This window comes from Trinickia mobilis (genome assembly GCF_017315705.1).
Lineage (GTDB): Bacteria > Pseudomonadota > Gammaproteobacteria > Burkholderiales > Burkholderiaceae > Trinickia_A > Trinickia_A mobilis.
In genome coordinates, this window is sequence record NZ_JAFLRF010000025.1 from 36,396 (window position 1) to 51,018 (window position 14,623).

14 protein-coding genes and 1 tRNA gene are annotated in these 14,623 nt (G+C 64.7%); 8 read left to right on the plus strand and 7 right to left on the minus strand.

From position 1 onward, the window contains the following. Nucleotides 1–137: 137 nt before the first annotated feature. From J3489_RS26080 to J3489_RS26095, 4 genes are all read right to left on the minus strand, one after another. On the minus strand, nt 138–2,504 hold the full coding sequence (locus J3489_RS26080) for a RelA/SpoT family protein (RefSeq protein ID WP_207003002.1): 2,367 nt from the start codon (nt 2,502–2,504) through the stop codon (nt 138–140). A 71-nt stretch (nt 2,505–2,575) separates the two neighbouring features. Then, nucleotides 2,576–2,779 carry a DNA-directed RNA polymerase subunit omega gene (gene rpoZ / locus J3489_RS26085; protein ID WP_136892627.1) on the minus strand — a complete coding sequence of 68 codons (204 nt, stop codon included), beginning with the start codon at nt 2,777–2,779 and terminating at the stop codon, nt 2,576–2,578. Nucleotides 2,780–2,839: 60 nt separating this feature from the next. Next, nucleotides 2,840–3,562: a guanylate kinase gene (gmk, locus tag J3489_RS26090; RefSeq protein WP_207003005.1), complete on the minus strand. Its 723-nt coding sequence runs from the start codon at nt 3,560–3,562 to the stop codon at nt 2,840–2,842. A gap of 8 nt (nt 3,563–3,570) precedes the next feature. After that, a complete protein-coding gene (locus J3489_RS26095; RefSeq protein ID WP_207003006.1) occupies nt 3,571–4,494 on the minus strand; it encodes a YicC/YloC family endoribonuclease in 924 nt (307 codons plus the stop codon). Nucleotides 4,495–4,881: 387 nt separating this feature from the next. Here J3489_RS26095 and rph point away from each other — a divergent pair, with 387 nt between their 5' ends. From rph to J3489_RS26115, 4 genes are all read left to right on the plus strand, one after another. After that, entirely contained in the window at nt 4,882–5,622 is a 741-nt protein-coding gene (gene rph / locus J3489_RS26100; RefSeq protein WP_207003008.1) for a ribonuclease PH, read from the plus strand. A gap of 28 nt (nt 5,623–5,650) precedes the next feature. Further along, the gene (gene rdgB / locus J3489_RS26105) at nt 5,651–6,277 is read left to right on the plus strand and encodes an RdgB/HAM1 family non-canonical purine NTP pyrophosphatase (protein ID WP_207003086.1); all 627 of its coding nucleotides are present in this window, start codon (nt 5,651–5,653) and stop codon (nt 6,275–6,277) included. Further along, nucleotides 6,274–7,491, plus strand: coding sequence for a radical SAM family heme chaperone HemW (hemW, locus tag J3489_RS26110; protein ID WP_207003010.1), 1,218 nt, complete (start codon nt 6,274–6,276; stop codon nt 7,489–7,491). The genes rdgB and hemW overlap by 4 nt, the downstream gene beginning before the upstream one ends. Before the next feature lie 51 nt (nt 7,492–7,542). Then, nucleotides 7,543–7,632 (plus strand) — tRNA-Ser (locus tag J3489_RS26115). An 85-nt stretch (nt 7,633–7,717) separates the two neighbouring features. Here the strand turns inward: J3489_RS26115 and J3489_RS26120 are convergent. Next, nucleotides 7,718–8,650 carry an AraC family transcriptional regulator gene (locus J3489_RS26120; protein WP_207003012.1) on the minus strand — a complete coding sequence of 311 codons (933 nt, stop codon included), beginning with the start codon at nt 8,648–8,650 and terminating at the stop codon, nt 7,718–7,720. Between the two features lie 227 nt (nt 8,651–8,877). Here J3489_RS26120 and J3489_RS26125 point away from each other — a divergent pair, with 227 nt between their 5' ends. The 4 genes from J3489_RS26125 (at nt 8,878) to J3489_RS26140 (ending at nt 13,077) form a co-directional block, all read left to right on the plus strand. Continuing rightward, complete coding sequence (locus tag J3489_RS26125) at nt 8,878–9,759, plus strand: NmrA family NAD(P)-binding protein (protein ID WP_207003014.1); 882 nt, start codon at nt 8,878–8,880, stop codon at nt 9,757–9,759. 279 nt (nt 9,760–10,038) lie between these two features. Further along, nucleotides 10,039–10,818: a DUF3050 domain-containing protein gene (locus J3489_RS26130; RefSeq protein ID WP_207003016.1), complete on the plus strand. Its 780-nt coding sequence runs from the start codon at nt 10,039–10,041 to the stop codon at nt 10,816–10,818. 203 nt (nt 10,819–11,021) lie between these two features. Next, entirely contained in the window at nt 11,022–11,537 is a 516-nt protein-coding gene (locus tag J3489_RS26135) for an energy transducer TonB family protein (RefSeq protein WP_207003018.1), read from the plus strand. A 223-nt stretch (nt 11,538–11,760) separates the two neighbouring features. Further along, nucleotides 11,761–13,077, plus strand: coding sequence for an MFS transporter (locus J3489_RS26140; protein ID WP_207003019.1), 1,317 nt, complete (start codon nt 11,761–11,763; stop codon nt 13,075–13,077). A 42-nt stretch (nt 13,078–13,119) separates the two neighbouring features. On the opposite strand, the gene J3489_RS26145 is transcribed toward J3489_RS26140, so the two are convergent. After that, nucleotides 13,120–14,268, minus strand: coding sequence for an OpgC domain-containing protein (locus J3489_RS26145; RefSeq protein WP_207003021.1), 1,149 nt, complete (start codon nt 14,266–14,268; stop codon nt 13,120–13,122). A 79-nt stretch (nt 14,269–14,347) separates the two neighbouring features. Then, a complete protein-coding gene (locus J3489_RS26150) occupies nt 14,348–14,542 on the minus strand; it encodes a hypothetical protein (RefSeq protein WP_207003023.1) in 195 nt (64 codons plus the stop codon). Nucleotides 14,543–14,623 lie beyond the last annotated feature (81 nt).

The following is a 14,623-nucleotide window of genomic DNA, read 5'->3' on the forward strand; positions in this document are numbered from 1 at the left end:
CCATGTTGAAAGGCCTTCCGTTCGGAAGGCCTTTTGTCTTTTCTGCTGCGTTTTTTTGTTTTTTGACGCCGGGGCGCTGAGCTGCGCCGCCGCGAAGCCCGCGCTCCGGGCCCCTCGACGGCACCCGGAAAAGCACGCTAGTAGTCGGCCCGCTCGCGATCGATCCGCATCCCGCCATCGTGACGGTGGTGCCCCTCTTCGCTCGGACGTTCGCGCGCGATACGCATCACATCCGGATTCGTGCGCACACGGCGCATCACGTTCGCCAGGTGGACGCGATCGCTGACCTGAATCACGAAGCGCAGAATCGTCGACTCCTGCGACAGATCCTCATCCATGGCGATGTGGACGATATTGGCGTCGGCGGAGGTGATGTCGGCCGCCACGCGCGCGAACACGCCCTTGGTGTTCTTCACGAGCACCTTCACGGCCACATCGAACAGTCGTCCCGGCTGCGGCGCCCACGCCACGTCGATCCAACGGCCCGGATCGCGACGATGGATCCTCTGAGCAACGCGGCAATCGGTCGTGTGTATTGCCATACCTAAGCCGATGCCGATATAGCCCATGATGTCGTCGCCAGGAATCGGGCGGCAGCACGCCGACAACTGCACCGACATGCCCTCGGTCCCCGTGATGACGACAGGAGGCGCGTGGTGACCCGCGCCCGCATGTTCGGCACGCGGATGCTCGTCGTCGCCGTCCCGGCCGCTCATCAGCACCTCGATGCGCTTGGCCATCACGGCGGCGACGCGCCGGCCGAGCCCGATGTCCGCGAAGATTTCCTGGCGGTTCTTGTTGCCCGTCCACTGAACGAGCTTCTCCCAGACTTCCGGCTCGACATCGGCGAGCGAGAAACCATAGCCTTTGAGGCTCTGGTCGACGAGCCGCTCGCCCAATTGCACCGACTCGTTCAGGCGCATCGTCTTCAGATAATGCCGGATCGCGGATCGCGCCTTGCCGGTGCGCACGAAGCCAAGCCACGCGGGATTCGGCTTCGAGTACGGTGCCGTAATGACTTCGACGATGTCGCCGCTCTTCAACTCCGTGCGCAGCGGCAACAGCTCGTTGTTGATCTTCACCGCGACGCACTGGTTGCCGAGGTCGCTGTGGATCGAGTACGCGAAGTCGAGTGCAGTCGCGCCGCGCGGCAACGCCATGATCTTCGACTTCGGCGTGAACACGTAGACCGCATCTGGGAAGAGATCGATCTTGACGTGCTCGAGGAATTCGCTCGAATCGCCCGCTTCGCTTTGAATGTCGAGCAGCGATTTGAGCCATTGATGTGCGCGCTTCTGAACGTCGTTCAAATCCGCGCCGCCGTTCTTGTACAGCCAGTGCGCGGCAACGCCCGCCTCCGCGATTTCATGCATCTTGCGCGTGCGAACCTGGAATTCGATCGGTGCGCCAAACGGGCCGACGAGCGTCGTATGCAACGACTGATATCCGTTGACCTTCGGAATCGCAATGTAATCCTTGAACTTGCCCGGCACCGGCTTGTAGAGCGCATGCAGCGCGCCGATGCAGGTATAGCATTCGAGCGCGCTGTCGACGACCACGCGGAACCCGTACACGTCGAGCACCTGCGAGAACGACAACTGCTTGTCGCGCATCTTCTTGTAGATGCTGAAGATCGTCTTCTCGCGGCCGGTGACTTCGGCTTCGATTTGCGCGTCCGCAATTGCGCGTTGGACCGATTCGAGAATCTTCCCGACCACTTCGCGCCGGTTGCCACGCGCGGCCTTCACGGCCTTTTCGAGCGTGGCGTAGCGGTACGGATTGAAGTTCGCGAAGCTCAGGTCTTGCAGCTCGCGATAGGTATTGTTCAGCCCGAGCCGGTGCGCGATCGGCGCGTAGATGTCGAGCGTTTCGCGCGCCACGCGGCGGCGCTTCTCGGGCGGCACCGCGCCGAGCGTGCGCATGTTGTGGAGGCGGTCGGCCAGCTTCACGAGAATCACGCGCACGTCGCGCGCCATCGCGAGCAGCATCTTGCGGAAGTTTTCCGCCTGCGCTTCTTCGCGATTGCGAAACTCCATCTTGTCGAGTTTCGACAAACCGTCGACCAGTTCCGCCACCTTTGCGCCGAACCGCTCCGCGAGCTCGGCCTTGGTCACGCCCTGGTCTTCCATGACGTCGTGCAACAGCGCCGCCATGATCGACTGGTCGTCGAGCTTCCAGCCGGCGCAGATTTCCGCGACGGCGACAGGATGAGTGATGTAGGGCTCGCCGCTTTGGCGATATTGGCCGAGGTGGGCTTCGTCGCTGAAATGGAACGCCGCCTTGGCCTCTTTGATCTCCTCCGGGCTCAGGTAGCCGGAGAGTGCCGCCGTGAGCTTCGCAATCGATACGACATCGTGCTTGCGAGGCTGCTCTGGCGTCGCGGTCGGCCCGAACAAATGGCGAAACGATTGTTCGAGGACCGCATCGATGTATTTGCGCGCAGCCGATGGCGCGTCAGCTTCGTGGTCCGTGTCTGCGGAGGCGGACGATGGGGTAATGCTCATATTCGCCTCCGTATCGGTTATGTTGCCGGGCTGCGCTTAGGTTCCACATGGCTGCCAAAGCAAGCCGTGCGTTATACCGGGACCTTCTTGAGCATCTCGAGACCGATCTGGCCGGCCGCGATTTCGCGCAGTGCCACGACGGTGGGTTTGTCGCGGCTTTCGATCTTCGGCGTATGGCCTTGCGCGAGTTGGCGCGCGCGATACGTGGCGGCGAGCGCCAGCTCGAAACGGTTCGGGATTTGTTTCAGACAGTCTTCGACGGTAATGCGAGCCATGTTCGGAAATTCCTTCTCAGTATGTTGCTTATTCTACCTTATGTGCGCAAGCACCCGCCCTCAGTCGGCGTGGGGCAAGTGGATGCCGAGCTCGACGAAAAGCGCCGCGTGCCGCGCGTATTGCGAGCCGAAGCGCAGACGTGTCGCGTCGACGAGGCATTGCAGCTCTGCGAGCGCCTGATCGAAGTGCTCGTTGATCAGCACATACTCGGCTTCCGACGCGTGCGCGATCTCGCTGCCCGCGGCAAGCAGGCGCCGCGTGATCACATTCGGCTCGTCCTGGCCGCGCTTTTTCAAGCGCACTTCGAGCGCTTCGAGCGACGGCGGCAGAATGAAAATCTCGACCGCGTTGCGGAACTGCTTCTTCACCTGCTGCGCGCCTTGCCAGTCGATTTCGAGCAGCACGTCATGGCCGCTTTTCATCTGCTCTTCGATCCAGACGCGCGACGTCGCATAGTAGTTGCCGTGCACTTCCGCACTTTCGAGAAACTCGCCTTGCGCATGGCGCGCGAGGAAATCGTCGACGGTCGTGAAATGGTAGTGCTGGCCGCCCTGCTCGCCGGGGCGCGGCTTGCGCGTCGTGTATGAAATCGACAGGCGGATCGCCGGGTCTTTCGCGAGCAGCGCGTTCACGAGCGTCGACTTGCCGGCGCCCGAGGGCGCGACGACCATGAACAGGTTGCCGGGATAAACGCCGGCATACGGATTGCGCGGCGCCTTGCGCGCGCCGCCGCCCGCGTTCGCTTCGTGCGGTTCTTGAGGTTGATGGGTGTGGTCGGTCATGAGCGTGGTTACTCCAGGTTCTGTACTTGTTCGCGCATCTGTTCGATCAGAAGCTTCAACGTCATCGATGAATCGGCGAGTTCCTTCGCCGCCGCCTTCGAACCCAGCGTGTTCGCTTCGCGGTTCAGCTCCTGCATCATGAAGTCGAGCCGCTTGCCGACCTTGCCGCCCTTCTCGATGACGTGGCGCGTTTCATTCAAATGCGCGGAAAGGCGCGACAGCTCCTCGGCGATATCGATGCGAATGCCGTACATCGTCACTTCCTGACGAATACGCTCGGCGATCTCCTCGCGCGACACGATCGTCGCCGCGGTATCGGGCGCCGCGATGCCGAGCGCTTCCTGCAGGCGCTCGACGATCTTCTGCTGGTGCTTGGCGATCAGCTCCGGCACGAGCGGCGTAATGCGCTGCACGATCGATTCCATCTCGGTGACGTTGTTGAGCAGCATCGCGGCGAGCTGCGCGCCCTCGCGCGCACGCACGTCGATCAGATCGTGAATCGCCTGCTTGCCGCACGCGAGCACCGCGTCGCGCAGATCTTCCGGCGACACGCCGCTCTCGGCGAGCACGCCCGGCCAGCGCAGGATTTCGCCGGTACGCATGCGCTCGGCGTCGGGAAACGATTCGAGCACCGCGCGCTCGAGCGCGGCGAGTTGTTCGAGCGCGGCGCGATTGAGCGAGCCGGCCGTCGTCGCCTGCTCGCTGCGCTGCAGGTTGATGCGAATGTCGACCTTGCCGCGCGAGAGCTTGTTCATCAGCATTTCGCGCAGCGTCGGCTCGCACGCGCGCACGTCTTCGGGCATGCGGAAATTGAGGTCGAGGAAGCGCGAATTCACCGTGCGCAGCTCAACCGAGACGCTCACGCCGCCGGTGCCTGCCGCGGCCGCGAGTTCGCGCGTTGCGCTCGCGTAGCCTGTCATGCTGTAGATCATCGTTCGTCTCTCTGAAGAAAACGCCGGGCCGCCCCAAGTTTTCCGCCCCGCAGGAAGTCCCCTTGGGGGATCGGGGGATCGCCCCCTCGGGGGGCTGTCGCGTAGCGACAGGTCTGGGGGCACTTGAGCTGGGCCGTCGCCGGCTGTTTGGTTGGAGACGCCCGGCGCGTACGAGGCGCAAGGCGTTGAACGCGCATTATCCCATTTTTACCGACCGCGCTTGGTCCAGCCCGGCGCGCGCAAATCGGCGTTGCGCACCGTGCACGGACGCGCGTGCATGCCGGGACCGGCGCCGCCGCGCATCCTCGCAACAGGACGCTTTGGCGCGGCATCGGCGCAATTCGATCAGCGGTAAAATCACGGTTTCCCCTCCCCATCTCCCGACCTATGTCCGACACCATCCAGCGCCCCGGCGGGCGACGCGCCGACGCCTTGCGCAACGTACGCATCACGCGACACTACACGAAGCATGCGGAAGGCTCGGTGCTCGTCGAATTCGGCGACACGAAAGTGATCTGCACGGCGAGCATCGCCGAGCGCGTGCCCGAATTCCTGCGCGACCGCGGTCAAGGATGGCTCACCGCCGAATACGGCATGCTGCCGCGCGCGACGCACACGCGCAGCGACCGCGAAGCCGCGCGCGGCAAGCAGACGGGACGCACACAGGAAATCCAGCGCCTGATCGGGCGCGCGCTGCGCTCGGTGTTCGATCTCGAGAAGCTCGGCCCGCGCACCTTGCACATCGACTGCGACGTGATCCAGGCCGACGGCGGCACGCGCACGGCGAGCATCACCGGCGCGTTCGTCGCCGCGCATGATGCGGTCGCGAAGCTGCTCGCAGCAGGCCGCATCGAGAAGTCGCCGATCACCGACTACGTGGCGGCGATTTCGGTCGGCGTCTACGAAGGCACGCCCGTGCTCGATCTCGACTACGACGAAGATTCACAGTGCGACACCGACATGAACGTCGTGATGACGGGCGACGGCGGCTTCGTCGAAATTCAGGGCACGGCCGAGGGCGTACCGTTTTCGCGCGACGAGATGAACAAACTGCTCGATCTCGCGCAAAGCGGTATTACGCAGTTGATCCAGAAACAGAAGGAAGCGCTGGAGAACCAAAGTGAGTGATCAACTGCACACGCAAGCGGACGCATTCGTGCCCGCGGCTGGCGTGAATGCGCCGCTCAAACGCGTCGTCCTCGCGTCGAACAACGCCGGGAAGCTGCGCGAATTCGCGGCGCTCGCGAGCGCGGCCGGCATCGAGCTGGTCGCTCAAGGCGAGCTGGCCGTATCGGAGGCCGAAGAGCCGCATCCGACGTTCGTCGAAAACGCGCTGGCGAAAGCACGCCACGCCGCGAAATCGACCGGCCTGCCCGCGCTCGCCGACGATTCCGGCCTGTGCGTGCGCGCGTTGCGCGGCGCGCCCGGGGTCTATTCGGCGCGCTACGCTCAGCTTGCCGGCGGCGAAAAGAGCGACGCGGCGAACAACGCGCGCCTCGTCGAGCAGTTGCAGGAGGAAGCCGATCGCCGCGCCTACTACTACTGCGTGCTCGCGCTCGTGCGGCACGCCGACGACCCCGAGCCGCTGATCGCCGAAGGCCGCTGGCACGGCGAAATCCTCGATGCGCCGCGCGGCGCGAACGGCTTCGGCTACGACCCGTACTTCTTCATCCCCAGGCTGAACGCGAGCGCCGCCGAACTCGACCCTGCCGTGAAGAACTCGTGCAGCCACCGCGCGATCGCCTTGCGCGCGCTGCTGGCGCGGCTGTCGGAGGAAAAGTGAGCGCTCAATCGACCGGCGCCGGCGTAATCAAGGCGTTCGTCGCACCGGGCAGCCTCCGCCTGACGTCGCTGCCGCCTCTCGCGCTGTACGTGCATTTCCCGTGGTGCGTGCGCAAGTGCCCATATTGCGATTTCAACTCGCACGAGTGGAAAGGCGAGCGCTTTCCCGAAGACGAGTATCTCGACGCGCTGCGCGCCGATCTCGAGCAGGCGCTGCCGCTCGTTTGGGGACGGCAGGTGCATACGGTGTTCATCGGCGGAGGCACGCCGAGCTTGCTGACCGCGCGCGGGCTCGACCGGCTGCTGTCGGACGTGCGCGCGCTGCTGCCGCTCGACGCCGATGCCGAGATCACGCTCGAGGCCAACCCGGGCACGTTCGAAGCCGAGAAATTCGCGCAGTTCGGCGCGAGCGGCGTGAATCGGCTGTCGGTGGGCATCCAGAGCTTCAACGAGGCGCATCTGAAGGCGCTGGGCCGCATCCACGATACTTCGCAGGCGCACCATGCCGTCGAAATCGCCGCCAAGCATTTCGACAACTTCAACCTCGACCTGATGTTCGCGCTGCCGCAGCAAACGCTCGACGAATGCCGCGCCGATATCGAAACGGCGTTGTCGTTCGCGCCGCCGCACCTGTCGCTGTATCACCTGACGCTCGAGCCGAACACGCTGTTCGCGAAGTTCCCGCCCGCGCTGCCGGACGACGACGCCTCGGCTGACATGCACGACTGGATTCACGAGCGCACCGCGTCGGCGGGCTATGAGCGCTACGAGGTCTCGGCGTACGCGAAGCTGCACCGGCAGTGCAAGCACAACCTCAACTACTGGCGCTTCGGCGATTACCTCGGGATCGGCGCGGGCGCGCATACGAAGCTGTCGTTTCCGAACCGGATCGTGCGGCAGGCCCGCTACAAGCATCCGGCCACCTTCATCGAAGAGGCGCGCGCCGGCACGCCGGTTCAGGAGGAGCATGAAGTCGGCGTGCACGATTTGCCGTTCGAGTTCATGCTGAACGCGCTGCGGCTTGTCGAAGGTTTTCCGGTGCATCGCTTCATCGAGCGCACCGGGCTGCCGATGACGTCGATCGAGCCGGCGCTGCAGGATGCGGAGCGGCGCGGGCTCATCACGCGCGACTACGAAAAGATTGCGCCGACAGCGCTTGGACAGCGCTTCCTCAACGATCTGCAGGCGCTCTTCCTGAAGGGCAAGGGAGAATAAAGGCGCGCTGCGGAGGCCTGCGCGCTGTTTCGCGTTACAATGGCGGCCCTCGGAGGGCTGGCAGAGCGGTTGAATGCACCGGTCTTGAAAACCGGCAAGGCTTTACGGCCTTCGTGGGTTCGAATCCCACGCCCTCCGCCAGATAGCAAGCAAGAACGGGCCTTTCGGCCCGTTTTTCATTTCTACACCCGCCATAGAGCCCGCCACGGGCTCAAGCGCAAAGATCTTATCGGGCAAGACCGCCGTCGATGCCGGCAGCCTCGGCCGCCGTTGGGTCGACGCTACGCAACGCATGCGCGCTTGTCTTCGCGACCTCGCGAGGCGCGACCCCGAGGAGTCGCTTCATCCAGTGCGCCAGGTGGCTTTGATGCGCGAAGCCTGCTTCCAGTGCAACCTGGCTGACACTGAGCCTGCCCTGCAGCAACAATATCTTGGCGCGCTCGACGCGGCGCTGCACCACGTATTGATGTACCGGCACGCCAAGCGTCTCGCGAAACAGCACCTTGAAATACGGCACGCTCAGTTCGGCCAATGCGGCCAGTTCGGTCAGCGTAAGGCGTTGTTCAAGGTTGCTCTCGATGAACTCGATCACCCGCGCCGCCAGTTTCGGTGCAAGCGTACGGCGTCGGTCATCAAGCGCCGACACACCGTCGATCAACCGCACGATCATCGCCGTGCAAAGGCTTTCCGCATACAACGGATCGGACGCGTCGTCGGCCTCGAGTTCCGCGCGCAACGCCCACGCCAGGTGTTGAAAGCGCGGGTCGCGCATCTGGAGTTGCGCGCGAATCTGCGGCTGACTCGGCTTCCGATGCAATTGCTCGAATGTCGTGCGCGCGAACAGCTCGCCTATCCAGATACTGAAAATCGTGCAGGCGGACTCGTCGATCCATTGACCATCGAGTCCGGCCGGTATGACGTCGGCATCACCGTGCGCCTGGACGCGCGCGTAGCGACGTTCGTCGCACATGCAGCGCGCCTTGACGGGGGTACCGACGTGCACGCCGATCCGATGATGCTTCTGCGCGGGAATCCGGTGCATGCCGGCTGAGACGCGCATCAGTTCAGCACCGAAGCCTTTCCAGCCGAGGCTGGCGCTGGAGCGCAGGCTGATGCGGGAACCGGAATGCGGCAACTGAACGGGCGTCTTGGCGTTCATTCCATCCCCTCACGGACGTCGTCGGAAATGCCCGCATTGTGCAACGCTTTTAGGCAATCCGCTTGACGCCACGCGTCCCGCCACACGTCCCGCCACACGTCCCTTATGGCGGCACAAAAGAAAGTCATCCGGATCTGCTCACGACTATCGTTGTCTGCGCACCCGGCAAGCCGCCTGCCCCTATCCTTACGAAAACCAGACCGACCCGGGCCACCAAGGAGTCCAACGTGTTCGTGATATTCGGAGCAACAGGCAATGCAGGACGCGTCACCGCTGCAACCCTTCGAAAGGCAGGCCACGCCGTGCGCGCAGTGGTGCGCAACGATCGACAAGCTGAAAGTCTTGCGGAAATCGGCTGCGAGATCGCGCTGGCCGACCTGACAGCCCCCGCTTCGGTGGCCAAAGCGATAGACGGCGCGCGCGCGGTACAAATCCTCTGTCCGGTGCCAAATGGCGACACCCAGCCTCGCGAAACGATGCGCCAAATGATCGAAGTCGCCGCCGCGGCATTGCGCGCGAATCCGCCGCCTCGGGTACTCGCGCTATCCGACTATGGCGCGGAACTGGAGCACGGCACGGGAATCACGCTGCTCTTTCACCATCTTGAAGCGCAGTTGAAGCCGGCTAAGACGACTCTGACGCTGCTGCGCTCCGCCGAACATATGGAGAACTGGGCGCGCGTGCTGCCGGTCGCACTGGCAACAGGCGTGCTGCCAAGCTTGCATCACCCGCTGACCCGATGCTTTCCGACCGTCGCGGCGCACGACGTGGGACGACTCGCCGCCGAACTCCTGCTCGACGATGCGCGCCACGAGACGCCGCGCGTTGTCAGCATCGAGGGACCACGGCGCGTCAGTGCGCTCGATGTCGCCCGTACGCTGGGTGAAGTGAGTGGCAGCGAAGTTGTCGCGCGTGAACTGCCGCGCAGCGAATGGACCTCCACCTTGCTGCGCAGCGGACTCAGTGCAAACCACGCGCAACTGATCACCGATCTGTACGACGTATTTAACGCGGGTCGGATCGACGTTGAAGACGGCGTCGGCGAAAGGCGTTTCGGCGCGACGGAACTGTCGGAGCTGTTTGCATCGCTCCTGTCGCAAGCCAGCTAGGTTTCGAAATCGCCGGGATGAGCATCACGCTTTAGCAATACAAATTACAGCCCGGGAAAAACGCCCGAATCGCACATTTAACAATTGCACCACCGCGCGATACGCGGACGCCCGCCGCTGCGCCACCCGATACCTTTTCGAGAGACAAGTCTGCAACCTGTCAATGCGGTCAGGTTTTCTCTATGCCGCTTAGCCGCTAAAAACGCATGGCGCATCACGGCGTCCCTCTGTCGAGTGCATCGCCGTTTCGGTCCGCGCTTTTGGCCATCGGGGAGAACCATGAATCAGCTTGATTTGCTTGAATCGAGAATCAAAGAACAGCACAAAAAACTCGCGCGTCATCCGGTATTCGGCGCCATTCGGGACATCGAGGAATTGCGCACGTTCATGGAATGGCACGTGTTCGCGGTGTGGGATTTCATGTCACTCGTCAAACGCCTGCAAGCCGATCTCACAACGGTCGCCGTGCCGTGGAGCGCGCCCCGCAGCGCCGCCGCCGCGCGTCTCATCAACGAGATCGTGCTCGGCGAGGAATCCGACGAGACGCCGCTCGGCTACATGAGCCACTTCGACCTGTACCTGCACGCGATGCGCGACGTCGGCGCGTCGACCGAGCGCATCGAGCACATGGTCTCGCTGCTGCGCTCGGGCTTCACGGTAGCGGCAGCGCTCGCGGCGGTCGATGCGCCTGCGCCCGTGCGGCGCTTCGTCGAGGCCACCCTGTCCGCCTGCGTGAACGGCGAGACGCATCAGGTGCTCGGCAACTTCTTCTATGGCCGCGAAAACGTCATTCCCGACATGTTCCGCGCACTGCTCGATCAATGGCGGATCGACCGCGCGTCGACTCCGCTCCTCGCCTACTACCTCGATCGCCACATCGAAGTCGATTCCGGCGAGCACGGGCCGGCGGCACGCGCGATGATTCGCGAGGCGGCCGGCAGCGATCTCTCGCAACAGACCCGCGCACTCGAAGCCGGACTCGCGGCGATCGACGAACGGCTCGCGCTTTGGGACGGCCTCTTCGCTCATCTCGACAAGGAACGCACGTCCGTCGCGTGACGCGTTTGGGCAACATCGCGGGAAGATTCAAGCCGCCTGATCGACAAAAAAAAAGCGCTCGAGGCGCGTCTGGAGTTAACCGATCGACGAATAGCGGTACCGCTCCGGTTCGCGCGCGCACGCAATGAGAGCGAATGCCGATGCGGCCGGCTGCGCGATTGACTACCCTTCAATCACGCCCTCAACAAGAACGGCAGAGGACCATGATCTCCGAACTCTCTCGCTCTCGCCCCGCACGCACGCGCGGCGCCTGGTGCATTGCCGCGCTCGGTGCCGCGCTTGTCGCATCCGGATGCTCGTTCACGCTTACGCCTCCAGGACAGCCAGCAGCAGCCGCGCTGCCGCCGCCGGCCGCGGTCAACAGCGCAACGCTCGATCAGTACCGCACCGCGGTCGCGCAGCGCATCGCCGAGCGCAATCCGTCGTATGTGCTGCAAGGGACGCCGCAGGCGATGCTGCGCTCGCTCGTCGTCGTCTCGTTCACCATCGACCGCGACGGACGCGTTCTCCAGTCGGCGGTGTTCCGGACCAACGGCGACGACGAAGCCGAGAGCACCGCGCTCGCCGCGCTGCGCCGCGCGTCGCCGCTGCCGCAGCCGCCGACGAAACTGCTCAACGGCCGCGGGCAGTTGGAGCTGTTCGAAGACTGGCTCTTCAACGACAACGGCAAGTTCCAGTTGCGCGAGCTCGCGTCGCCGCAGGCGCAAACGATCGATTGAGACGCGCTGCGTCGACGCAAGCGCGTACGACGGCGCTCGCCTAACCGGCCGCGCGCCGGCGAGTACGGTCGCCGCCCTCGCTGCATCGCGGTAGTATCGAATTCGCCCAATTCGAACAACAGACGCTCAGCAGCAAACGCAAACGGCTGCCGCTTGCCTTCGCCGCAACCCCGGCAAAAGCAAGCGGCAGCCAGATGCTTGCGTCACGACAATGGAGACCCCCATGTCATCGTCGCCGTCATCGCGCGCCGCGGCGTCGGCGCCCGACGCCGCCGCCCAAACCAGCCGCTCGCGCATCATCTTCGCGAGCTTCATCGGCACCGCGATCGAGTTCTACGACTTCTACGTCTATGCGACGGCCGCCGCGCTCGTTATCGGCCCCGTGTTCTTCCCGCACGGTTCGGCCACCGCGCAGGCGCTCTCCGCGTTCGTCACGTTCGGCATTGCGTTCGTCGCGCGGCCGATCGGCTCGTTCCTGTTTGGCCACTTCGGCGACCGCATCGGCCGCAAATCGACGCTCGTCGCGTCGCTGCTCGTGATGGGCATTTCGACGACGCTGATCGGCGTCGTGCCGGGCTATGACGCGATCGGCAGCCTCGCGCCGATCCTGCTGTGCATCCTGCGCTTCGGCCAGGGCATCGGACTGGGCGGCGAATGGGGCGGTGCGGCGCTGCTCGCGACCGAAAACGCGCCCGCCGGCAGGCGCGGCTGGTTCGGGATGTTTCCGCAACTGGGGCCGTCGGTCGGTTTTCTCGCGTCGAACGGGCTCTTCTTCGGCCTCGCGCTCACGCTCTCCGACGCGCAATTCCGCAGCTGGGGCTGGCGCGTGCCGTTCCTCGTGAGCGCGGTGCTCGTCGCGCTCGGGCTCTACGTGCGGCTCAAGATCGCCGAGACGCCCGCGTTCAAGGCGGCCGTCGAGCGGCGGGAGCGCGTGCGGGTGCCGCTCGCTTCGCTCGTCGCGCATCACTGGCGGCCGACCCTGCTCGGCGCGTTCGCGATGGTCGTCTGCTACACGCTCTTCTATATCTCGACGGTGTTCTCGCTGTCGTACGGCGTGTCGACGCTGCACTTCTCGCGCCAGAGCTTTCTCGGCATGCTCTGCTTCGCGGTGGTCTTCATGGCGCTCGCGACGCCGCTCTCCGCCTGGGCCAGCGACCGCTACGGCCGCAAGCCGGTGCTGATCGCCGGCATCGCCGCCGCGATTCTGTCGGGATTCGCGATGGCGCCGCTGCTCGGCAGTGGGTCGATGCCGCTCGTCGCGCTGTTCCTGACGATCGAACTCTTCTTGATGGGCATCACGTTCGCGCCGATGGGTGCGCTCCTGCCGGAGCTGTTCCCGACCCACGTGCGTTATACCGGAGCGGGCGTCGCGTATAACCTCGGCGGGATTTTGGGCGCCTCCGTCGCGCCTTATATCGCGCAGTTGCTCGCCGCACACGGCGGACTCGCCTGGGTCGGCGCGTACGTTTCCGCCGCCGCCGCGCTGAGCCTCGTCGGCGTGCTTTGCATGCGGGAAACGCGCGACGCCAAGCTGATGTAGCCCGCGCTTCGTCAGCGAGTCAGGAGCGCTTCTGCCGGCTCGTCAGCGTTCGCCCCGGCCGCTTCGCTCATCGCCCACGGCACGCGCCGGCACCGCAGCCGGCCGCAGCGGCGCCGACCGGGCGCGCGGCGCTTTCCGGTCGTGTGCGAGCTTTGCGAGCGCCAACAGCAGGCCGATCGCGGCGATATCGCCGAGCAGCCGGAACGGCCACAGCGCGAGCCCATGCGCGAGCCGCGTCGCGGCATCCACGGCAATCGACACCACCGCCCCGCCGACAAAGCACACGACCCCTTGCCTGCCCGCCATGACGACGCCCGGCAGGCGCTCCGCGAGCGTACGCACCCATTGCAGGCGGACGGCTTGCGCGGCAAGCCAAGCCACCGCGACGAAACTGACGATCCTCAGGCTCGCGAGGTTCTGCTTCATGTAGCCCGGCGCGGGCTGCGTATCGACGAACAGCTTGATGAATGCCAGCGTGAGCGCGACGACGAGCGCGAGCGCGGTGAGCCACTGTCCGGTGCGCGACGCCTGAAACGCGTTCGACGCCGGATGCACGCGGCACAGCACGCCGAACACGAACATCAATTGCCAGGCGACCGGATTGAACGCCCAGCCGCCGTCGGCCGGGGCCGGCAACGCGCCCGCGAGCCACGGGCCGCAGAACCACAACGCGAGGCTCGCGAACAACACCGTGGACGGCGTGCGCTCGGCGAGCGGCACGATCGCCGGCACGCTCAACGCAAAGCACACATACATCGGCAACACGGCCGACAGATACGGCTGCTGCTTGAGCAGCGCGACATCTGCCAGCAGGCCTAGCGGATGGTGCAGGAAGCGCGCCCATCCGGTGTCGGCGAGAAACGGCGAATCGACGCGCAACCGCGTCAACGCGGCGCCGGATAGCAGGATCAGCAACGCGGTGAGCAGATACGCGCGGTAGATCTCCCATGCGCGCCGGAGAAAGCGCCGGTTCGCCGCAGGTTTGCCGCGATGAGCCTCGATGCCGGTGTACGCCGCCGCCGACGCGTAGCCGCCGAGAAACACGAACACCTCGGCCGCGTCGCAATACGCGTAGCTGTGCAGCATGACGTGCGAGAGCACGCTGCCGGGGATGTGATCGATGGCGATGACGATCAGCACGAGTCCCCGGAAGAAGTCGATTTCGAGCGAGCGTCTGACGGGCGAATTCATCGGTGGCCACTCCAATTCGGGTCGCGCGGCGCGTGAAATTCCGCGCACCGCGCGACCCTCTATTGGTCCACATCGAGCATCAAAGTTTCGTCAATTTCTTCGATTTTTTTGCCACCGCGGGGACAACCTTTGCGTCTGCCTGCACCGCACGACAAACGAGCAAAGCCACCATCGCTAAGTGGTTTTCCTCTGTTGCGGCGGTTTTTTGCCTGCCTATACTGAACCCGCCAATCAACGAATAAGAAAGGCGCCACGCACCGAAAGGAGGCGTCATGAACTACCCCCACGCTCACTATCGTTCGCTGCCCCCCGAGGGGGCGGATGCCTCCCTTGGGGCGGCCCGGCGGGAGGCATC